The sequence below is a fragment of the Domibacillus robiginosus genome (assembly GCF_000966195.1).
Classification (GTDB): Bacteria; Bacillota; Bacilli; order Bacillales; family Domibacillaceae; genus Domibacillus; species Domibacillus robiginosus.
Map to the genome: position 1 here is coordinate 300369 of NZ_LAHL01000003.1, position 21574 is coordinate 321942.

Genomic DNA, 21574 nt, shown 5'->3' on the forward strand with positions numbered 1-21574 from the left:
TCTGTCATAGTGCTATGTTTCTATTATTGAAAAAACAGCAGTCTATGTCTGCTTTTTAAACAATCACAACTGTTTTTTAACTATTCAAATGATAGATTCGTGATTACGATGTTTATTGTAAGTGCTTACATAAAGGAGGAGGGACAAGATGGGGAAGAAACACAAAAGAGCAGCCGCCGCCATGATGGGGACGATGCTGGCAGTTTCAAGCGTACCGCCGCTTGCCATGGCAGAAGAAACAGCAGCGGAAAAAACGTTTGATTTCGGTACAGCAGCCAGTCCAGTAAGGGAAGGAGCTGTACAGGTAACGGAACAAAGCCTGTATGATGACAGTGCTGGTTTTGGCTTTGAGGATGCTGCTTCTCTGTCATCTATTGAACGAACAGGAGATGACCCGCTCAAGTCAGATTTTGTCCGGCCCGGTACTTCCAAATTTCAGGTGGATCTGCCCAATGGGGATTATGCCGTAACGGTTACATCTGGTGATACGGTGGAGCAAACGGAAACCGGTGTCATCGCAGAAAGCATTCAAAAAGTACAAAATACAGTGGCAGCCGCTGGAGAGTTTACGGAACGCACTTTTGAAGTCGCGCTTGTGGATGGCCAGTTGACGCTGCAGTGGACCGGGACTGCGCCGGTTATTAACGGATTGTCGATTAAAAAGCTTCCGGAGCGGACGGCGGGAGAAAAGCCAACGGTTTATATGGCAGGAGATTCGACCGTGCAAACGTATGATGAATACTGGCGTCCAGAAGCAGGCTGGGGCCAAATGCTTCCACGCTATTTTAACGATAAGGTTGCTTTTTCCAATCAGTCGATTGGCGGCCGAAGCTCCAAGACGTTTATTACCGAAGGACGGCTAGACAACATATTACGAAGCATCCGTCCGAACGATTATTTCCTCATTCAATTCGGGCATAACGACGCCACAATCAGCCGGCCTGAGCGTTACGCGTCTGTGCCAGACTACAAAAACTACCTCAAGACCTACATCAACGGAGCACGCCAGCGCGGAGCTGAACCTATTCTTGTCACACCAGTTGGACGACGCGATTTTCAAGAAGCAACGGGACAATTTAATATCAGCTTTCCTGAATATGTACAGGGGATGAAAGAAGTAGCGGAGGAGCTGGACGTCGAGCTTGTGGACTTGAGTGCCCGAAGCGTGGAATATTTCAACGAAATCGGCCCGGAGAGCACGCTTGCTGTGTTTCTTCATACCGATCCCGGTGTATATCCAGCTTTTCCAAGTGGCTCACAGGATAATACCCACTTCCAGGAATACGGAGCGATTCAAATCGCCCGGCTTGTAGCGGGTGAAGTGGAAGAAAGCAATAGTAGTTTAAAAGAGTATGTCACCTCCGTCGAGCCGCCAGCAGCGGTACCATCTGTGCCGAAAAATGTAAAAGCCGGCAATATCAGCAATGCAGGCGCGCTTCTTACATGGGATGAAACGGAAAACACAGATATTTATAAAGTATACCGGAAAGAATCAACGGCAGATTCATATTCACTGATTGGCACAAGCACATTGCCACGTCTGACGCTTTCTGGCATGGAAGAAGGGAAATCATACAACCTTTACGTAACAGCGGTAAACGCGAAGGGTGAATCAGATCCATCGGAAGCGATCACGGTGCAGACAAAGCAGGCTGCTTACAAGTATGACTTCGGTTTGGCAGGCGCACCTGTAGCAGAAGGCTACAACGAAGTGAATCTATCAACCGTTTACTCAAAAGAAAAAGGCTTCGGTATTATTAATCCAACCGGCATGATCGGACGCGACCGCGGTGCAGCGGGCAATGATATCGTTCGTGACTGGCTTGGCTTTTTTAATAACAAGTGGGAATTTGCCGCGGATGTGCCGAACGGCTCTTATTCTGCCAAAATCTATGTCGGCGATCTTACCGGCACGGCACGTACAGATGTAAAGTTAGAAGGGGTGAGCTACGGCACGGTTTCAGCATCGAAAAACAATTACACAACAAAAGTGATTCCTGAAATCTCCGTAAAAGACGGGCAAATTAACTTTGAATTCAGTGGGGCGACAGGCATTGTCAACGGTATCGAGCTGACACCGATTTTAACGGCTCCATCAAAGCCGGAAGCAAGTGACATTTCTCTCGACCCATCAGCTTCATCTGTTTCTTTAAAATGGATGGAAGCAGGCGGTGCAAAAGAGTATAATGTGTACCGGACAATGGCCGGCACGGCTCAAACAGAAAAAGCAGGCACTGTGTCAGCAACAGAATTTACGGATAAAACCGCCCATGTTGGCTACACATACACATACTCTGTTACAACAGTAGACGAAAGCGGACAGGAAACCGCTCCGTCTGCACCAGTGGAAGTGTCACTGATTGATCCGAATATAGCGGCGCCTTTAAAGCCGGCGGGACTGAATGTAACCAATATCGACAAAAATGACCTGGCGTTCACATGGGATGCGGTAGAAGGTGCTTCGTCTTACGCAGTTTACCGGTCCGAATCGGCAGACGGTGAATTTACCTTTGCTGGCGTGACGAAATTTGCTTCATTCACAGACAGCACAGTACTGACAACGATTCCGTACTTTTATAAAGTAGCAGCGGTGAATGCAGGTGGTGCGTCCGAAGAATCTGACGTGCTTAAAACCGAAGCGGTAACCGTTTTGAAACGGCAGGCAGAATCACTAAAACGGTCTCCTGTTGCCGTGAAAACAGATGAAGGCGTATTTGTCAGCTGGCGCATGCTCGGCACTGATCCGAAGAACATTAAATTTCATGTGTTCCGAAATGGGAAAAAATTGAACAAGCAGCCGATTTCTGAAGCCACTAACCTGGTTGACCCGAAAGGAAAAGCGGGGGATACGTACGAAATCCGGCCGATTGTAGCTGGAAAAGAAAAAGGATATGAAACGGTCACGGCCATTGAAAAGAATTATATGGATATCCCGCTTGATAAGCCAAAACCAGGTGTGACGCCTCTTGGTGATCCATATGAATACCGGGCGAACGACACAAGCATTGGTGATGTCGACGGCGACGGTGAGTATGAGTATATCGTCAAGTGGGACCCTAGCAATGCGAAAGACAATTCGCAGTCAGGCTACACAGGAAATGTATACATTGATGCTTACAAACTTGACGGCACAAAATTGTGGCGCATTGATCTTGGCAAAAATATTCGTGCTGGCGCCCATTATACCCAAATGATTGTGTATGATTTTGACGGCGACGGCAAAGCGGAAGTCGCTATGAAAACAGCGGATGGCACAATTGATGGTCAAGGAAATGTGATTGGCCGTGCGGATGCAGATCACCGCAACTCAAGCGGTTACGTGCTGCAGGGCGATGAATTTTTAACGGTATTTGAAGGGGCAACAGGCAAAGCGATGACAACTATTCCATACACGCCGGCACGTGGAGATGTAGCCGCGTGGGGTGACGCGTACGGCAACCGGGTCGACCGCTTCCTGGCCGGCGTGGCGTATCTGGACGGAGAAACACCAAGCTTGATTATGGCGCGCGGCTATTACACACGCACGGTCGTATCCGCATATCAATTCAAAGGCGGCAAATTAACGAAGCAATGGACATTTGATTCAAATGACGGCAAGCAGGACTATGCCGGACAGGGTTATCACGCGCTCAGTGTCGCGGATATAGATGGTGACGCCAAGGACGAAATCGTCTATGGACAAATGGTCATTGACGACAGTGGAAAAGGACTGTATGCAACAGGTCTTGGACACGGAGACGCACTTCATGTGAGTGACCTTGTTCCATCAAACCCGGGACTTGAAGTATTTGCGACACAGGAAAATAAAACGGGACCATACGGCTATGACATGCGCGATGCCAAAACAGGCAAGATTTTGTGGGGTGTGCATACAGGCCAGGATACTGGACGTGGTGTCGCCGCTGATATTGATCCGCGCCACGAAGGAGCGGAAGCATGGGCAGTTTCCGGTGCGTGGAACAGCCGTGCAGGCGGTCTTCATACCTCCACAGGAGAAAAGATTTCCGACTCGATTCCATCTGCCAACTTTGCGATTTGGTGGGACGGCGACCTGCTGCGGGAACTTGCCGATCACACATACAATGAATCGGCGGCAGCCGGTGTCGGGACGATCGACAAATGGGATTACGAACAAAACAAGCTTGTGAATCTATTAACGGCAGAAGGCACTTTCTCGAACAATACAACAAAAGGAAATCCGGCGATTCAAGCTGATCTGTTTGGCGACTGGCGGGAAGAAATTGCCTGGCGCACAGAAGACAGCTCGGCGCTTCGTATCTACACCACAACAGATGTCACAGCGCACAAGCTGTACACATTGATGCATGATTTGCAGTACCGACAGGCCATTGCCTGGCAGAATGTTGGCTACAACCAGCCGCCTCACCCATCTTTCTTCTTAGGAGAGGGAATGGACGAACAGCCGGAAGCGCGCATTGAGCTGACAAAGTAAAAAAAGAAGCGGCAGTACGCCGCTTCTTTTTTTGTGGATAGAAACAAGAAAATGATGTGTAAATGAATTCGCAAGATTTTGACAATGCTCGTGTTTGCTCGAAAACTACTATATAATGACGGTATTCCAAACGATCAGGAGGAAAAAGAATGGTAAAGTGGGCATTTGTTTCTGATTTTGACGGTACGATTTCGAAACGGGATTTTTACTGGCTTGTGATTGATACGTATTTTCCAGAAGGACGTGATTTATATCCGAGATGGAAAAGCGGTGAATGGAAGGACATTGATTTTCTCGCAAAGGTATTTGCATCGATTCACCAGAGTGAAGAGCAGATCGCCAAAGACATTTTATCGATTCCCATTGATGAAGATGTGCCAGATTTTGTGCGGGCTGTGCAGGCAGCCGGCGGTGATTTTTACATTTTAAGTGCCGGCACCGACTACTATATCAAGCCGATTGTAGAAAACCGGGGACTTGAGAATGTGACGGTGCTATCAAACAAAGGTGCTTTTCGTGACCAGAACATCCACCTTGACATTGACCCGGCGCACTGGAGCTATTCGGAGCGGTATGGGATTGATAAAGCCATTGTTATTCAACGGATGAAAGAAGAATATGACGTTGTATATTTTGCTGGAGACAGTGAGCCGGATTCGCATCCAGCCGCTTTTGCCGACCGGACGTATGCGAAAGAAGCTCTTCCGGCTATATTAGATGAAAAAGGAGTACCGTACGTCCGGTTCGACCGCTTTAACGACATTAAAGCAGACTTGATTCAAGAAGGAAGACTGCCTGAGTAAACCGTGCTGTTATGGACAGACAAGTCCACATCAACAGTGAAAGAAATAGCAGAGTAAGTGCTTTATCCACTGGACAGGTGCTGTCGGAAGCATGCATTCCAGCGGATAACTGTAAGCCCGCTGTATAAATTGTGCTTACATTGCTAGAAAAACGGTTGTTTTTTCAACAAAGATTCTCTATAGTGGTGGAGTAATAACATCTGTAAAGACAGGAGAAGGGATCAATGGCAGAAAAAACAATTTCTCAAAAAAAATTGCTCGGCATTGCCGGCCTCGGCTGGATGTTTGATGCAATGGATGTTGGCATGCTGTCGTTTATTATTGCGGCGCTGAAAGTGGAGTGGGACTTAACACCGGAGCAAATGGGCTGGATCGGCAGTGTGAATTCGATCGGCATGGCCGTCGGTGCGCTTGTGTTCGGTATTTATGCGGACCGGATTGGCCGAAAAAATATCTTTATCATTACGTTGCTGCTGTTTTCACTTGCAAGCGGCCTGTCCGCCCTGACCACGACGATTACTGCTTTTTTAATTTTACGTTTTTTTGTTGGAATGGGTCTGGGCGGCGAGCTGCCGGTTGCATCAACGCTCGTATCGGAAAGTGTGCCGGCGAAGGACCGGGGCAGAGTAGTAGTGCTGCTAGAAAGCTTTTGGGCATTCGGCTGGCTGCTCGCTGCGGTCATTTCCTACTTTGTCATTCCTTCATACGGCTGGCAGATCGCACTTGTGATTGGGGCACTGCCGGCATTATACGCACTGTATTTACGGCTGAAGCTGCCGGATTCGCCAGCGTTTTCTCCGTCCAAAGCTCAAAGACGAAGCATTGGACAGAATATCCGCGACGTCTGGTCGAAAAAGTATGCGCGTTCAACATTCGTGCTGTGGGTAGTCTGGTTTACTGTTGTGTTTTCGTATTACGGTATGTTTTTATGGCTGCCGAGTGTCATGGTCATAAAAGGGTTTGATTTAATTCAAAGCTTTGGCTATGTACTCGTGATGACACTGGCGCAGCTGCCCGGCTATTTTACAGCTGCCTGGCTGATTGAACGGATGGGCCGGAAGTTTGTTCTGGTCGTTTACCTGCTTGGAACAGCTGCGTCTGCACTTGTTTTTGGAAACACAGAATCGACGACTATGCTGATTGCTTCAGGCATGCTGCTTTCTTTCTTTAACCTGGGCGCATGGGGAGCGCTGTACGCTTATACACCAGAGCAATATCCGGCAGTGATTCGCGGCACCGGGTCCGGTATGGCCGCCTCTGTCGGACGAATTGGAGGCATCCTGGGACCGCTTCTGGTTGGATCGCTTGTGGCATCCGGTCAGTCGATTGGTTTTATATTTGGCTTGTTTTGCGCAAGTATTGTGATTGGTGTGCTGGTGCTGGCGCTGCTCGGCCGGGAAACAAAGCAAATGGAGCTTGAGTGATCGCGTTTTATATTTCATGTGTTCATCAAACCGTAATGTAACTTAATCACTTTGTCATACGCATGTAACGCGCTAACGTTATACTAACCTCATGAAATGATGTGAGAGGGGCGTATAGCAAAATGAACTTTTTTCTGATTATGTTTGTAACATTTGTTGTTGCTATTGCAATCGCCAGCGGCGGGCTTCATCTGCTGTTTAAGCAGCTCAACCGGTATTTAAAACAAGACGAACGATAATATAAAAACCGCCGTTTATGGGCGGTTTTTTTCATATGTATTTCTGAAAAATAACAAGGCTGAAAGAACTTTTCTGTTCCTTTCAGCAAAGAGGAAAAGCATACCGGATTTCACGAGCTTTTATGCCTTTCCATAGGAAGTACAGTGAATTGGCAGATACCGCAGGCAAAGCCGGAGAAGCTACCACACTGCACGACCCGTGGAATGCGAAGTCCGGCTGGCTTCCCTTATCGGTTCTTTTTTTGAAAGAGAAAGACTTTGTCTACACACTGAAACGGCCATTTACGGGCGTTTTTTCTTTATGCTAGAAAAACAAAAAAGAAGGTAACGAAAAAAACGAGAGCAAATAAAATAATGAAAATCATTCGCTGTTTCTTGTCTGCTCTTTTCATAAAGCGATCTTCAATGGTCATAAAGATGGCAATAACCGCTACAAGCAGTGCAAATCGGCTCCAGCCGTCCGGGTAAGCAGCAATTCCGTAAAAAAGCGCAAAGACGATCAGTACAATTCGGTATCCGAGTCGGAATGACGAAGTTTTCAATGAATCACTTCCTTTTAGTTACTATTTTACGAAACGATATTGAAGATGTACAGTTATTGGGTAAAATGTCTTATATATACGGAAGAAATTGTCCGTGTTACAATAGATTGAAAAACATATCCAAATGAGGGATCGCTTATGAGCCTGTCAAATGACCTTGTGTACCCAAAAGTGGCGTTAACAAAAAATATGGAATTAATAAGTGGAGCCCACATTTTATATTTGTACGCAGAACGAGAGATGTATTGGGAAAACATACTTTCCTTTGCTGCAACAGGCTTGGAGCTGCAGCATCAGGTCGTCCTGCTCGAATCAGCAGAGAGGATTGAAAAAATCAAGCAGCAGCTTGCCCGAAAAGGATTTTCCGATGAACAAATCGCATCTATTGGTCTTATAGATCACCGTCAATTTTACGATGTCCATCAATCATTTGAAACGGAAAAAGTGCTGCAGGAGCTTAATGCTTCCCTTCAGCATTACGTAGCCAGGGGTGCGCCTATTCGCATATGGAGCCGTGTTATATGGAACGAAGATACATGCTGCAACAAGGAAATTCCACTTTATGAACAAAAAGCAGATGCCGTTTTAAAGCCATTCCACGTCTTTACTGTTTGCGCCTATGACGGCAACGAGGTTGCGGCGAATTTTTCCTTACAGCTCATGAAGGGCCACTCGCATATTATGACAGATAACGAGATTAAGAGTTCACCATACTATGAAAATAAACAGAAAACACCTTCACTGTTTATGGAAGACTTTTTGCAGGAAAAAGTCCAGCATTACAAACATGTCATCAATGAAATGCCGGATGCTGTATTTATTTTTTCAGGTGAGAAAGTAGTTTATGGGAATTATGCCGCTTTAAATATGCTGAAGTGTAAAGAAAGCGATTTGCGGCAGGCTACTGTTTGGGAGATTTTTGCAGAAGTAAGCCATCCCATTATTCAACAAAACACAGAAAAGCTATTGAGGAATGGTCGGGTTCCGCTTGAGGAAATGCAGATCAAAACCTATGATGGACAAATTTTGGATGTTGAAGTGGCCGCTTTTCCGTTTTCATATGATCTTCAAAATGATTTTACGGTGATCCTTATTATCCGCAGCATTCAGGACCGAAAAGCGCACCAGCAACTGACCATCAAAACAGAAAAGCTCAGCCTTGCCGGACAGCTGGCTGCCTCCATTGCCCATGAGGTTCGCAACCCTCTCACATCAATCAAGGGATTTATTAAGCTGGCCCGAGAAGACGTTATGCATGAGGCCTACTACACGATTATCGAAGAAGAAATTGACCGGATTGAAACCATTGCGAGTGAGCTACTTGTGCTCGGCAAGCCAATGTCGGTGGAAATGGAAACGTGCGATGCCGGGAAAATGCTGAAGGATGTATCGATGCTGCTTCAATCGCAGGCGGTTATGCGCAAAGTCGACATTCAGTACAGCGAGATAGAAGCAAATTGTTTTATTCGGTGCAATGCTGGCCAGATGAAGCAAGTATTTATTAATATTATAAAAAATGCGATTGAAGCGATGGAAAATGGCGGAGTGATACGAACTTCTGCTCATTTGAATGGTGATAAAGTGGAAATCATCATTAAAGACGAGGGCAAAGGAATGCCGGAAAGTGTGTTGAAAAAGCTGGGAGAGCCTTTTTATTCTACAAAAGAAGATGGGACCGGTCTTGGCTTAATGGTGTGTTTTAATATTGTGGAACAATACGAAGGCACGATTCGTGTAGAGTCAAAAGTCGGCGAGGGTACAATTTTTACGATCGAGCTTCCACTTTTCCTGAGTTAAAGTCGTCTGTTGAAGGCGTCTTTTTTTTTCACTCATTTTTCATAAAAACATGGTATAACAAAAGAAGTGAAAGGAAGTGGACCGGATGAATGTACTGCTTGCAGAAGATGATTTGCAGCTTGGAGAATTGGTCAGCTTTATGCTGAAGAAAAAAGGCGGCTACGGGGTAGAATGGGTGAAAACAGGAGAAGATGCTTATGATTATGCATCCTCTGCTCATTATGATGTTCTCGTTTTAGACTGGATGATGCCGAATGGCACTGGAGTGGATGTTTGCCGGGATCTGCGCAAAGAAGGATACGGCGGAGCTATTTTAATGCTCACAGCAAAGGATGCAGTAGAAGATCGGGTAATGGGGCTTGATGCAGGAGCGGATGATTACCTGGTAAAGCCGTTTGAAATCGATGAGCTGCTGGCACGGCTGCGGGCGCTCACCCGCCGCAATTACGCCCCTATTGTGGAAGAAACGGTAGCGATTCAAGGGGTAGAGCTGAACCGAAATAGTCAGAGCATTCAAAAGAACGGCCAATCTATTCAGTTAAGCCCGCGTGAGTTCCAGCTTTTAGACCTGCTTGTGCAAAATAAAGGACAAGTATTAACCCGGGATGTGATGCTTGACCGCATTTGGGGATATGATGCGGACGTAACGACCAAAACGATCGATGCAACGGTAAAGCTGCTGCGTAAAAAGCTCGATCTGGTTGACCGTCCGGATATTGTACAAAGTGTACGGGGAGTCGGATACAAGGTTGAAGAATAACGGGTTAAAGATAAACTGGTTTAAGAGCAGCAGCGACTTGTTTCAACAGACGCAGCGGAAACTTACCATACAATACAGCAGCTTGATTATGATGTTTCTCGTGCTGTTTATCGTCGTTGTGTATACGTTGTTGTATATTGTAATTTTACGTGATCAGCACCGGGAGCTTGAACAACTGACCCGACAGGAAACACGGGTCATCAGTAATTATCTGGCGGAAAGTGCCCGAAATGAATTGCAGGGACTCGGCAGTCAGGAGCTGGTGCTTGCCGGAGTGGACCAGTTTTTTTATTACGTAACCGATACTGACGGAAATTTTGTCATGGGAAGTGAAACGGTTCCGCCTATGCGGAGCCAATTGTTTCGTCTTGTATCTGGATGGGAGCCGGAGCGCAATGAAATTCGGGAAGAATCCATCAAGGTCACATTCGATGAGCGGCGTATTGGCGGAAGGGAAATTGAAGAACAGCCAAAATCGGATACCGTTCGTTTAATGATTGATGGCAGCCCAATTTTTTATAACGATCAGTTTGTCGGCATGATTTATATTGGCAAGGATATCTCTTTTGCTTATCAGCTGTTTCACTGGCTGCTTATTGTACTCGTTAGCTTAACAGTGCTGTTTGCAGGAGTAGCCGTGTTTATCAGCTTTATGATGTCGAAAAAAGCGATGGGGCCGATTTCAAGCGCTTTTAACCGGCAGAAAGAATTTGTGGGTGATGCATCACATGAGCTGCGAACACCGCTCAGTGTCATGCTGTCGTCGATTGATGCCATTCAAATGACAGACGGTGTAGAAGCCGATCCTTTTGCGCAGAAGCTGCTGCGAAATATGAAGTCGGAAGTCAAAAGAATGACGGGCCTTGTTAGCGATCTGCTCGTGCTTGCCCGGGCCGATTCAGGCGGAGTGGAGCGTACATCGGATCATGTTGATCTGCGGGAAGAAGCAGAAAATGTCATCGAATCATTGCTGCCGCATGCCAAAGCAAACGGCGTTTCACTCGGAATGGAAGCACCGGAAAGCCTGCCGGTAACCGGTGACCGGGCGCGTTTAAAACAGCTGATGGTTATTTTATTGGACAACGCAGTAAAGTATTCACCGGATGGGGGCCGTGCCAGTCTGCAATTGACTGAGAGCGGCCGCCACTGGACGATGAAGGTCACGGATGAAGGCATTGGGATTCATCCTGATGATCAGCCGCGCATTTTTGACCGATTTTATCGTTCTGATAAATCACGGACCCGTACCGTTGGCGGGCATGGACTTGGCTTATCGATCGCAAAATGGATCGTCGATATTCATCAGGGCGCGATTTCTGTTGAGAGCGAGCCGGGCAAAGGAAGCACGTTTATTGTCACAATACCAAAAGAAAAGGCTGCTTCCACATAACGTGGAAGCAGCCTTTTTTAGTGTTGAAAAACAAAGAGGCCAAGAGGAAATTCGTTTTTCAAAAAGTGTGTGTGGCATGTTTCTTTTTTAGCTTGCCTGAAAGCCTCCTGCTTTTGAAAAACAGCGTCAGCGGGCTGCCGGCTGCGCTAACAGTAGGGGCGAATGATGAAACAGCCATCGCTTCGCGCTGTCTGTTTCATCTTGTCTGTTCGTCCCGCGGGAGTCTACGCAGGCAGTCCTCGGCCCGTTGTGTTTCTAAAAAACAGAGAGGAGGAAAGGGTTTTCTATTCTTTCCAGCAAAGAAAGGGAAACAGACCGGGTGTCACTGGCTTTCTTTCCTTCCCGCGAATGCCGCTTCTTCTATGCTTCGGCTAAGAATGGTCACTAAACATGTAGATTTTGAGGATGATGTAGCCGGACATGAAAAGGGCTGCTGCTCGTCGACAAATAAAAACAAAAAATACTTTTTGGGTGCTTTCACCGTCTTTTCACTTTTCTTTTTTACAATATGGCTAACAAATAAATCAGTGATGTAAAAGGAGCGGATAAATATGGAAACAGAAGGACGTTACACACCAGAGCCAGAGAAAAAAGGAAAAAGTGGATTGATGAAGGTAGCCGCCGCTTCATTCACAGGTGTTTTGGCCGGCGGTACAATGATGTTTTATATGGCGCCGTCCCTGCTTGATTCAACCGCAGCAACTGGAACAAAGTCATCAGATACAGCAAATGAAATCAATGTACAGCCTGCTTCTACAGCTTCTTCCTCACAAAACGATTTGATGACCGCCATTGATTCGATTGATGAGGCAGTGGTAGGTGTAGTGAATTTACAGCAGCAGACACAATTTAACCCGTTTGGCGGCCAGTCCATGGCAACGGCAGAAGAAGAGACGCAGGAAGCCGAGGCTGGAACAGGTTCAGGTGTTATTTTCAAAAAAGGAGAAGACGTAAGCTACGTTGTGACGAATAACCACGTAGTAGAAGGCGCTGATACAGTGGAGGTTGCGCTCTCGGGAGGCGAACGAATCAGTGCGGAGGTGGTGGGGACTGATGCGCTGACAGATCTGGCCGTCTTGAAAATTTCCAGTGATCACGTAACAGAAGTAGCTGATTTCGGTGATTCAAGCGCCCTTAAATTAGGCCAGCAGGTTGCAGCGATTGGAAATCCGCTTGGGCTCGATTTATCAAGCTCTGTAACAGAAGGCATTGTCAGTGGGATCAACCGGACTGTACCTGTTTCCACATCGGCAGGTGAATGGGAAGCAACGGTGATTCAAACGGACGCTGCCATCAATCCGGGCAATAGCGGTGGGGCGCTTATTAACAGTGCCGGCCAGGTGATTGGCATTAACAGTATGAAAATTGCTCAGGAAGGGGTAGAAGGCCTTGGCTTTGCCATCCCATCAGAAGATGCCATTCCGGTTATTCAGGAATTGATGGAGGATGGAAAAGTAGATCGTCCATACCTCGGCGTAGGCTTAGCAGATGTGAGCTCCCTGTCGCTTGACATTGCACAAGATCAATTGAAGCTGCCTGCAAACGTGACAGAAGGAACCGTCATTTCCCAGGTGGAAATGGGCTCTGCAGCCGCAAAAGCTGGATTCGAAACAGGCGATGTTATTGTAAAAGTAGACGACACAAAAGTCGCAAGCACGTCGGAGTTCCGGAAGTATTTGTACAACAAAGCGGAAATAGGCGATAAAGTCACCATGACCGTTTACCGTGATGGCAAGCAAAAAAACATTTCGATTACACTGTCTGCACAAAGTGAATAACTTTCACCAATTTTTCACCAGGGCTGGTTACAGTATGAGCAGGGCCCAAAAAGCCTAAATTTAAAGGAGGAAAGTGAATGAAAAAAAGTGTGTTTAACGTGGTGATGACAGGCGCGCTATCACTCGGCGTTCTCGGTGCAGCAAGTCTGCCGGTATTTGCGGCAAGCAATTCTACACTGGACAGCAGCACGCAGGCAAAGGTAGAAACGATTATGGATAATCTGCGGACAAAGCTTGAAGCCATTGGCGTTGATATCCCAGAAAAAGGCGATATGTTCGCAAACCTCGATGACGAAACGAAAGCAAAAGCAGAAGCCATTATGGACAAAAAGAAAGCCGGTGAAATCACGGAGGAAGAAGCCAAAACACAGCTTGAAGCATTAGGAGTAAAAATGCCAGAGCGCGGTGCCAGAAGAGGCGGAGATCATCTGGCGCAGGATGTAGAAAGGGCAAATTTGGATGAATCTACACAGGCAAAAGCCGATAAAATTCTTGTCCAGGTTGAAGACGGAGCCATTACGCATGATGAAGCAGAGGAGCAGCTGACTGCACTCGGCATTACAATCAATGAGCGGGGCGGCAGGGGTGATTTCCTTTCAAGCTTAGATGACGAAACGAAAGCGAAAGCAGAAGCGATTCTGGAAAAGAAAAAGAATGGCACCCTGACAGAAGCAGAAGCTGAAACACAACTTAAAGCACTTGGCGTCAAGCTTCCAGAGCGTCCAGATCGATTTGCCAATTTGGATGAAGAAACAAAAGCAAAAGCAGAAGCGATTATGGAAAAACTGAAAAGCGGCGATGTAACACGTGAGCAGGCGGCCGAGCAGCTTGAAGCGCTTGGTGTTGATCTTCCTGAACGCGGTGGGCATGGCGGCAAAGGCCGCGGTGACATGCTGCAGGGGCTGGACGACGAAACAAAAGCGAAAGCAGAAAGCCTCATTGAAGACGCAAAGACACAGCTCGAAGACCTCGGCGTGGACAAAATGCCATTGCATTAAAGAAAAGCGCAAGGCGGCCGTTCAGGCCTGAAGGCATAAGGTGGACCAGCAAAGCGGCGCTCCTTGCCGCATAGCTGTGACAGCTTATGACCAAGGGCCTGGCCGCCTGAAGCTGGACAATAAGAAAAGCGCAAGGCGGTCGTTCAGGCCTGAAGGCATAAGGTGGACCAGCAAAGCGGCGCTCCTTGCCGCATAGCTGTGACAGCTTATGACCAAGGGCCTGGCCGCCTGAAGCTTAATAGTGAGAAAAGCAAAAATCAATTGTCCGGATCAAAGGCTGGAGGCCAGCGGCCGGCAGCCAGCCCTTGTACCCTGGTTTCGATCGGTTGAACAGCATGAAAAAGCCCTGAGGAGCCAGGGCTTTTTTGTTTTGGAAGAAACTTGTATACTAAAGGGAAAGATCGGAGGCTGCTATATGAGTGAGATTAATACTGGAGATGTTTTGTTTCAAATCATCATGCTGCTGCCGCTTGTGGTACCGGTCGTTTTGATTTTTTTGGGCGTGCGGTCATGGCAGAGACGGTCAAGGCAGCTGGACCGAATCGAGAAAAAGCTGGATGAGCGCCGATGATTATGGACGGCTTTTATACTTTTGGCCTTGGGATTTTGCTCGGGGTGCCAATGCTTATTTTACTGGCGGCATTGATTAAAATAGGAAAAGGGGGAAGTTGAATCCAGTCAGCTTCCTTTTTTACGCTTTTGAAAAGTTTGTGAAGGACTGAAATCCGGGTAAAGAGGGAGAAAGAAAGGTGGCATCAGAATGAATCTTACACGAGTAAGCCAGACACCGGACCATATTTCGCTCAGCTGGAGCGGAGAGGGACCGGTACGCATTTTAAAAGACGGCAAGGAAGTGTACAGCGGGAATGATACGACTTTTACAGATACGGGCCTGGAGCCGGGAACCACATATTCTTATTTGATGAAAGGAGAAAAAACGATCAAGGTTCAAACGGCTACAGCAGTCGAGCGCGAAGAGAAAAATGAAGACATTCCGCTGCAGGAGCTGATTGTGTCCACTGTTGTTGAAGATGGGAAAATAGCAATGGCCTGGGAGCCGATTCGCGGTGTAGAAGAGTATGCTATTTATCGCAATGACGAATATGCAGGAACAGTCACGGAGCCGGGTTTTCATGACACAAACATAGAAATGAACAGCGCTTATGTATACGGTATCAAAGGTGTCAGGCCGCTTGAACTGGGCGATGAAGAAGCGAAAAAAAAGCCATCTCCGCTTGCCAAAGTGATTGATGTTCTAAAAGTAAAAAAAAGTGAAGACGATATGCTTGTTGAAACCTTTTTGTTTTTCAAGGATATTGGCCGTCCAGCTGACACGTTAAAAGAACAGCCAGGACAAAATCATGACAATCATGTTCTCCGCTATACCACTTTTTTAGAGGATGAATGGGTGGAAAACCCAAATGTGTTGTCGCAAATGAGGTTTTTCATAGGAGACGGCCGAACGTTTGACCCGGAAGCGGACCGGTATCGTACACGTGCGGAAGTGAAAATTAAAGGCCAGAATGTAAAGCTGTCACGAAGCGTCGGTGCTTCAGAAGGCTATACAAGAGAAAAAGAGCTGGTTGAGCGTGATCATGCTTCAGATGAAGGCATTGTAGTGAAAAGTGTGCAGACGGACGAGGAGAAAGTATCGTTTCTGCTGGACCACTCCGTCGGCAATCCATTAATGCCATCCCCGGATATTGTATATGAGGTGCATGCTGCTTTTTACAAAAACGGGTTAATCGAAATAAGCGGTGAGCATGACGAAGCTCCGCATCACGAAATTTATTTGAAAAGTGGAGACGGAGAATGGAAACCGCTCCACCGGTCTGAGAGCCGCGGGCTTGAGCGGCTTGCTCCGCCAACCGCCAACCGCTTCTGGCGGTATTCAAATATAGTTTGAAAAAAGCAGCCTTTCAGCAGGCTGCTTCAGACTGTAGACAAATGATTGATAACCGTCACATAAGTGAGATAGATCAGCGGCGTCCGGGCAGCTCCGCTTTTCATGGGGCAGGCGCTGAGCCCGACTTCGCCTGGCGGCTCCACCGGTCTCAGCTGCCCGCTAGTCTCATAGAAGTCTGCGCTGACCGGACGCCGCCAAGTGGCTTGCGACAAGATTGTATAGAACGAATAAGGTCGTTTTTTTCTTTTAAAAAAGATGAAATATATACGCAATCCCTGGCTGATTGATCTTCAACACCACTTAGTGAAACTGGCCGGACGAAGACTCCTGCAGGAAGTACAGTGAATCGGCAGATCCCGCAGGCGCAAGCCGAGGAAGCTGCCGCACTGCTCGTGGAATGCGAAGTCCGGCAGGCTTCACTTATCGGCTCTTTTTTGAAAGAGACAGACTATGGAAAGACCATTTTTTGAACTTTACGTTCATAAATGAAAGCCGTTCAGAAAAATAGTCTGAACGGCTTTTTTACGAAAAGCTTAAGAAGGGGTTTTTTTCATGAGACTTTCCCATTCATTTTTTACAAGATTCCACGTATCTTTTGGAAGGCGGTCTCTGTATAAATATTGCTCATAATGGGCGGTAAGATGGCTCATTATGCTGCTGGAAAACCGTGTGTCAATTTCTTTCGCATATTCGCTCAGCGTTTGCCCAGTTTTTCTTTTTAGCCCGGAGCGGTCCAGCTGGGCAAGAAGAACAAGGTATGCTTCTGGAAAGTAATGATCCTCTTTCTTTTGCTTAAACATGAAAATGTAATAGAAAGGCAGCCATTTTCTCCGGTATCGGTAGCATAACGCAGTAAGAAAAAGCACTGCTCCAGCGATAAAAGCAATAAGCTTCCCATTTGTTTTGAGAAATGATTCTGTAGTCACCTCTGCTGCTTCTGTGGAATCCTCGCCAAGGCTCTCTTCTGCCTGTGTCGGTTCTTCCGCTGCAGGCTGCTCCGGTGTTTCGGCCGGTGTTTCTGTATTTTCCGGTGTTTGTTCATTTACAGGTGTTTGGGGTGTTTCCTCTAATTCAGGCACATCTGCATTGGTAAATCCCTGTGTTGGTTCAAAAGGCACCCAGCCGATATCTGGAAAATATACCTCGACCCATGAATGTGCATTTTCGCTTGTGATCTGATACAGCTGTTTTCCAGATTCCGTCGTTTCCAGGTAGGTTCCTTCTGTGTAGCCCTTTACCCAGCGGGCAGGGATGTCAAGTGTCCGTAGCATAACAGCCATCGAGGTTGAGAAGTTGTCACAGTAGCCACGTTTTGTATCAAATAAAAACTGGGCCACGTAATCTTCATCCTCTGAAGGAACAGGTACATCCACCTGCTCATACGTAAAGCCGCTGGAGCTAAAATAGGATTCAATTGCTTTTGCTTTATCAAACCATGTTTCCTGTCCCTCTGTAATATCCAGCGCCAGTTCTTTTATCTCTGGCGGTATATTTTCAGGAAGCTGTGTGTACCTGTTGGCAATACCTTGAAAAGGACGGACGGCTTCCTCTGACGAACTGTTTTGAAGCTCCTCCGATTGAAAAGAGGGGTGTTTATACTGAACGGAATACGAGACAGGAGCTCCCTGTTCATCCTCGTTGAACGCTGTAATTTTATCGGTTCCTTTATTCAGCGCATACTGGTAGGAGGATGCTGCTTCAATTCTTTCCAGGCCGTGTGGGTATTGAATATGGCCGTAATTGGCTTCGTTATGAACAATGCTTGTCCTTTCCTCTGAAGGGACTTCGTCTGTAAACGAGAAAAGGGAAGGAGGTACGTGTCGCCTGAAAGTGAGCGGCTGCTCGTCTGAACGGGAAGAAACCCATCCTTTGCCGGTGTATTCATCTCTCGTATCAACCTTCCAGTAATGTTCTTCTTCCACTTCGGCTGTAAAGACCACTGCAGTATCAGGCAGAAACGGACCGCCAAGCTCAGAATCATCAGAACGAAATCCACTTCCTCCTGTTTCATCTGTCAACGTATTGCCCGAACCGCCCAGTGACTCCATGAACGGAACAGGATTAGGCCAGATGGGGTTCGCTTTTGGGGCAGCAAACGCAATGGCTGCACTCCCGGCAACGAAGACGGCCAGCGAAACCATCCATTTCAGCTTGATCCTGTTTTGTTTGAGAATCGTTTCAGCGTTCGTCAGGCGCCGGAGGGCTAATAGACCCATCATGGCAAAACCAATCACAACGGACCGGATGATCGCTGTATGTGCCGAGTAGGGGGAAAACGTATCTAAAATCGTAATAAACACAATCGTAGCGAAAAAAAAGAACAAAATATTTCTGCGGGTCATCAGCCAATAGTGAATTAAATACACCGTGATCCATAAAAGAGAAAAGAACAGCAGCGTTCGGATGGAGTTGGACAGCTCTGCCCACTGACCTTTTAATATGAGCTCTATATTTTCGATGATATGGCTCAAAAACAAATTCATCATTCCGCTGAAGCTACCATAGTGAATAAATTGGATACAAAACAGAATATAGGCCCCTTTTAAAACAACAGAGACAGGGCGGGGCACTCCCAAAAAAGCCAGCAGCAGTGAACCGCCAATAAAGCCGAGAAAAAGGCCGATCCAGTTTATGCCGGCTAACTGTTCGACCGGACGCAGCCACTCCCATAGAAGAAAAAAGCTGAGAACATACAAAAGAAAAGAATCAATCGTCCATTTTGCGCGCTGTTGATTCATGCACTGCTCACCTCCGAAAAGGCCTTCGCAAATTGACCTTTACGTACGATACAAACGCTAATTCCGCCCCACTGCTGGGCCGGCCTGCTCTCCGAAGTGGCTTGGCTGCCGTCAGCCAGAAAGACGATGACAGACTGGCCCTGACTTGAATAATAGCGGGCTCGTTCGAGCGCTCCTTCAGTCAGTTGCGAGGTCACCAGTAAAAGCGTACTGCTCTGCTGGATAATCGCTGCTTCATTTTCCAGGATGCTTGCAAAAGAAACCGTGCTTGTTTCTTTAATGGTCGCCAGGTGATAAAAAAGCTGCTGCTCATGTTTCTCGCCGCCACGAACGCCAAAATGGCGGCGATCATCGTCTGCTGTCAGCAGTCCCACTTGTGCACCGGACGGGATGATCCCCTTTATAGCAGAGGCAGTAAATGAAACGACTGTTTCAAACTGCGCTGAAGGCGTGCAATCCATCACAATCATAATATTGTGAGACTGGTGCTGTTCAAACTCCTTCGTCATTAAGCTGTTCCGTTTCGCTGTTGCTTTCCAGTTGATCAAGGATAACCTGTCACCCGGCTGATAGCTGCGAATACCGACGGACATAGACATGTCCTCATTTTGATATCCCCTTCTTGCTCTTGCTGCAGAGCCGTAAGCAGCCGATCCGGAAAGCGGCCGGTATTGAAGCTCTTCAAAAGAAGGGTACACGACTATTTTATTTTCGATCGGAATCTGTTTTTCTTTTTCAATAAAACCGAATAAATCGCCTGTTTTCACACGAATTCCCGTGAAATGGTGTTCTCCTCTCGGCATCCGGCTAATCTCATAGTCGAAGGTGAATTCTTTTTTAAATCCCGGAACCAGAGCCCTCTTTCTCTGCTGTTCAGAAAGTAAGGGGGAGTTTTCAATCATTTCTTCTGCGACGATATAAAAAAGCGGGAATCGATTTTTCCTTAAAAGCGTGATTTGAATACGAACCTGCTCATCAAAAAGAAACTCTTGTTTCGAAAATGTTCTTTTCCCTTTGAGAGACAAAGGATAAAAAAACAATATGAACGCATAAAAAGCGGCTGGAAGAAAGCTGTAAAATAAGAACCAGCTGACAAATCCTCCTTGGAACATGGCATACGAAAAAGCAAGAACAGTCAGGGCGATTAAAAGTAGGAAGCGACGAAATTCTTTCGTTTTCGAAAATGCTTTACTCATATTTGGCCACGTGCCTTTGAACCGGCACTGAAATCAGGCCAATCAATTGTTCAATTACATTTTCAGTATGGATCCCTTCAAAACGGGATTCCGGTTTTAAAATAATCCGATGGGCAAAAACAAACGGAGCGAGATACTGCACGTCATCAGGAAGCACATAGTCTCTGTTATGCATAAAAGCCAGCGCCTGTGAGGCTTTCATGAGGGCAATGGAACCACGGGGGCTGACGCCTAGAAAAACATTTTTATGAGAGCGGGTGGCAGCAGAAAGTTCGGCAATATACCTTCTGACGGATTCATCTACATAAACGTTTTTAATGCCAAGCTGCAGCTGCCGAAGTTCGGGAAGGCTGACAACCGGCTGAAGGTCTTCAATAGGCGGTACAGCTTGAGCTCTTTTTAAAACATCTATTTCTTCCTCTAATGTAGGGTAGCCCATTTTCATTTTTAATAAAAAGCGGTCAAGCTGGGCTTCTGGCAGAGGATACGTGCCTTCGTAGTCGATTGGATTTTGAGTAGCCATAACAAAAAAAGGCTTTTCAAGCACATGCGTCACACCATCCACTGTAATGCTATTTTCCTCCATGCTTTCGAGGAGCGCAGACTGGGTTTTAGGCGATGTTCGGTTAATTTCATCAGCGAGAATAATGTTTCCCATGATTGGACCTGGATGGAACTGAAAATCCATATCCCGCGGGTTATAAATAGATACACCCATAATATCGGATGGAAGCAAATCGGGTGTAAACTGGATTCTCCGTAACTCCGCACTCATGGACTTTGCCAGTGCTCTGACCATCATGGTTTTCCCGACGCCGGGCACATCTTCAAGCAGTACGTGGCCCTCGGCAAGAAGCGCCACCAGTGTCAGCTTTGCCACCTCTTGTTTACCTGCTATTACCTTTTCAATATTTTGAAGGATTCTATGAATCTCAGGATGCAGCTGGTTCATCAATTTTGTCCTCCCCTGGTTTTATGACACAATCAATCCATCTCATAAAATAGATTGATAAATGATCAGAAATTTCTATTATTTCTCCTGCTTATAAGTGTAACGTATGTGCTCTGTGCGGAGTCAAATTTTAACTATTGAATCAAGAAGAAAAACAAAAAAAGGGAAAAGAAGGTTAATTCTTATCCCAGTTTTATTTATTGTAAAGCAGCTAGCAGCTCTTTAAGAGGCTGCTTTCATTCTGTTGAAATAAGAGACTGGCTCTATCTTTTCTAGTTTAAATCCAACATATTTGTGAACGTTTAGGTCTCTGGCAGTATGGGTCACCGTGCTTGGTCCAGGCGTAGAAGAGGCGGCATCCGCGGGGCTCCGCTTTTCGCGGAGCAGCCGGTGAGGCGCGGCAAAGCCTGATTGATTCAGTGTGTAGACAAAGTCTTTCGCTTTTTAAAAAGAGCTGATAAGTGAAGCCGGACGGACTTCGCGTTCCACGGGCAGTGCGGGAGCCTCCTCGGCTACGCCTGCGGGGTCTCCCGACTCACTGTACTTCCCGCAGGAGTCTTCGTCCGTCCGGCTTCACTAAGTGGTATTGAAGATCAAT

The 21574-nt window shown here is 46.8% G+C and carries 17 protein-coding genes; 13 read left to right on the plus strand and 4 right to left on the minus strand.

Translation table 11 applies throughout. The features are described 5' to 3' along the window. Nucleotides 1–148 precede the first annotated feature (148 nt). The 4 genes from VP97_RS24675 (at nucleotide 149) to VP97_RS23640 (ending at nucleotide 7227) form a co-directional block, all read left to right on the plus strand. Complete coding sequence (locus tag VP97_RS24675; RefSeq protein WP_050180028.1) at nucleotides 149–4453, plus strand: rhamnogalacturonan lyase family protein; 4305 nt, start codon at nucleotides 149–151, stop codon at nucleotides 4451–4453. Between the two features lie 149 nt (nucleotides 4454–4602). After that, nucleotides 4603–5256 carry an MtnX-like HAD-IB family phosphatase gene (locus VP97_RS02205; RefSeq protein WP_050180029.1) on the plus strand — a complete coding sequence of 218 codons (654 nt, stop codon included), beginning with the start codon at nucleotides 4603–4605 and terminating at the stop codon, nucleotides 5254–5256. Between the two features lie 224 nt (nucleotides 5257–5480). Then, a complete protein-coding gene (locus tag VP97_RS02210; protein ID WP_050180030.1) occupies nucleotides 5481–6680 on the plus strand; it encodes an MFS transporter in 1200 nt (399 codons plus the stop codon). A gap of 388 nt (nucleotides 6681–7068) precedes the next feature. Then, nucleotides 7069–7227: a hypothetical protein gene (locus VP97_RS23640; RefSeq protein WP_156153384.1), complete on the plus strand. Its 159-nt coding sequence runs from the start codon at nucleotides 7069–7071 to the stop codon at nucleotides 7225–7227. On the opposite strand, the gene VP97_RS02215 is transcribed toward VP97_RS23640, so the two are convergent. Next, the gene (locus VP97_RS02215) at nucleotides 7219–7461 is read right to left on the minus strand and encodes a hypothetical protein (protein ID WP_050180031.1); all 243 of its coding nucleotides are present in this window, start codon (nucleotides 7459–7461) and stop codon (nucleotides 7219–7221) included. The two genes, VP97_RS23640 and VP97_RS02215, sit on opposite strands and share 9 nt — an antisense overlap. A 138-nt stretch (nucleotides 7462–7599) precedes the next feature. Here VP97_RS02215 and VP97_RS02220 point away from each other — a divergent pair, with 138 nt between their 5' ends. From VP97_RS02220 to VP97_RS24680, 9 genes are all read left to right on the plus strand, one after another. Beyond that, nucleotides 7600–9258: an ATP-binding protein gene (locus VP97_RS02220; RefSeq protein WP_050180032.1), complete on the plus strand. Its 1659-nt coding sequence runs from the start codon at nucleotides 7600–7602 to the stop codon at nucleotides 9256–9258. 85 nt (nucleotides 9259–9343) lie between these two features. Further along, complete coding sequence (locus tag VP97_RS02225) at nucleotides 9344–10018, plus strand: response regulator transcription factor (RefSeq protein ID WP_050180033.1); 675 nt, start codon at nucleotides 9344–9346, stop codon at nucleotides 10016–10018. Continuing rightward, a complete protein-coding gene (locus VP97_RS02230) occupies nucleotides 10008–11408 on the plus strand; it encodes a sensor histidine kinase (protein WP_050180034.1) in 1401 nt (466 codons plus the stop codon). Before VP97_RS02225 ends, VP97_RS02230 begins: the two co-directional genes overlap by 11 nt. Before the next feature lie 20 nt (nucleotides 11409–11428). Next, the gene (locus VP97_RS24335) at nucleotides 11429–11944 is read left to right on the plus strand and encodes a hypothetical protein (protein ID WP_050180035.1); all 516 of its coding nucleotides are present in this window, start codon (nucleotides 11429–11431) and stop codon (nucleotides 11942–11944) included. Nucleotides 11945–11959: 15 nt separating this feature from the next. Next, on the plus strand, nucleotides 11960–13186 hold the full coding sequence (locus VP97_RS02240; protein WP_082220188.1) for a S1C family serine protease: 1227 nt from the start codon (nucleotides 11960–11962) through the stop codon (nucleotides 13184–13186). A gap of 77 nt (nucleotides 13187–13263) precedes the next feature. Then, a complete protein-coding gene (locus VP97_RS02245; RefSeq protein ID WP_050180037.1) occupies nucleotides 13264–14184 on the plus strand; it encodes a hypothetical protein in 921 nt (306 codons plus the stop codon). 415 nt (nucleotides 14185–14599) lie between these two features. After that, nucleotides 14600–14755, plus strand: a complete 156-nt coding sequence (locus tag VP97_RS24170; RefSeq protein WP_172656726.1) for a hypothetical protein — start codon at nucleotides 14600–14602, stop codon at nucleotides 14753–14755. Between the two features lie 189 nt (nucleotides 14756–14944). Beyond that, nucleotides 14945–16090, plus strand: coding sequence for a DUF3238 domain-containing protein (locus tag VP97_RS02255; RefSeq protein ID WP_050180039.1), 1146 nt, complete (start codon nucleotides 14945–14947; stop codon nucleotides 16088–16090). Nucleotides 16091–16431: 341 nt separating this feature from the next. Further along, nucleotides 16432–16560, plus strand: a complete 129-nt coding sequence (locus tag VP97_RS24680; protein ID WP_281175067.1) for a hypothetical protein — start codon at nucleotides 16432–16434, stop codon at nucleotides 16558–16560. A gap of 63 nt (nucleotides 16561–16623) precedes the next feature. Here the strand turns inward: VP97_RS24680 and VP97_RS02260 are convergent, their stop codons facing one another. From VP97_RS02260 to VP97_RS02270, 3 genes are read right to left on the minus strand one after another with little or no spacing between them, the layout of a single operon-like run. Further along, nucleotides 16624–18828 carry a transglutaminase TgpA family protein gene (locus tag VP97_RS02260; RefSeq protein ID WP_050180040.1) on the minus strand — a complete coding sequence of 735 codons (2205 nt, stop codon included), beginning with the start codon at nucleotides 18826–18828 and terminating at the stop codon, nucleotides 16624–16626. Further along, nucleotides 18825–20024 (minus strand): DUF58 domain-containing protein, encoded by a 1200-nt coding sequence (locus VP97_RS02265; protein ID WP_050180041.1) that lies wholly within the window; start codon nucleotides 20022–20024, stop codon nucleotides 18825–18827. Before VP97_RS02265 ends, VP97_RS02260 begins: the two co-directional genes overlap by 4 nt. After that, nucleotides 20017–20976 carry an AAA family ATPase gene (locus VP97_RS02270; protein ID WP_050180042.1) on the minus strand — a complete coding sequence of 320 codons (960 nt, stop codon included), beginning with the start codon at nucleotides 20974–20976 and terminating at the stop codon, nucleotides 20017–20019. The genes VP97_RS02265 and VP97_RS02270 overlap by 8 nt, the downstream gene beginning before the upstream one ends. Nucleotides 20977–21574 lie beyond the last annotated feature (598 nt).

Coding starts and splice junctions, on each gene's coding strand:
- VP97_RS24675 (WP_050180028.1), top strand. CDS start 149: ATGGGGAAGAAACACAAAAGAGCAGCCGCCGCCATGATGGGGACGATG.
- VP97_RS02205 (WP_050180029.1), top strand. CDS start 4,603: ATGGTAAAGTGGGCATTTGTTTCTGATTTTGACGGTACGATTTCGAAA.
- VP97_RS02210 (WP_050180030.1), top strand. CDS start 5,481: ATGGCAGAAAAAACAATTTCTCAAAAAAAATTGCTCGGCATTGCCGGC.
- VP97_RS02220 (WP_050180032.1), top strand. CDS start 7,600: ATGAGCCTGTCAAATGACCTTGTGTACCCAAAAGTGGCGTTAACAAAA.
- VP97_RS02225 (WP_050180033.1), top strand. CDS start 9,344: ATGAATGTACTGCTTGCAGAAGATGATTTGCAGCTTGGAGAATTGGTC.
- VP97_RS02240 (WP_082220188.1), top strand. CDS start 11,960: ATGGAAACAGAAGGACGTTACACACCAGAGCCAGAGAAAAAAGGAAAA.
- VP97_RS02245 (WP_050180037.1), top strand. CDS start 13,264: ATGAAAAAAAGTGTGTTTAACGTGGTGATGACAGGCGCGCTATCACTC.
- VP97_RS24170 (WP_172656726.1), top strand. CDS start 14,600: ATGAGTGAGATTAATACTGGAGATGTTTTGTTTCAAATCATCATGCTG.
- VP97_RS02255 (WP_050180039.1), top strand. CDS start 14,945: ATGAATCTTACACGAGTAAGCCAGACACCGGACCATATTTCGCTCAGC.
- VP97_RS02260 (WP_050180040.1), bottom strand. CDS start 18,828: ATGAATCAACAGCGCGCAAAATGGACGATTGATTCTTTTCTTTTGTAT.
- VP97_RS02265 (WP_050180041.1), bottom strand. CDS start 20,024: ATGAGTAAAGCATTTTCGAAAACGAAAGAATTTCGTCGCTTCCTACTT.
- VP97_RS02270 (WP_050180042.1), bottom strand. CDS start 20,976: ATGAACCAGCTGCATCCTGAGATTCATAGAATCCTTCAAAATATTGAA.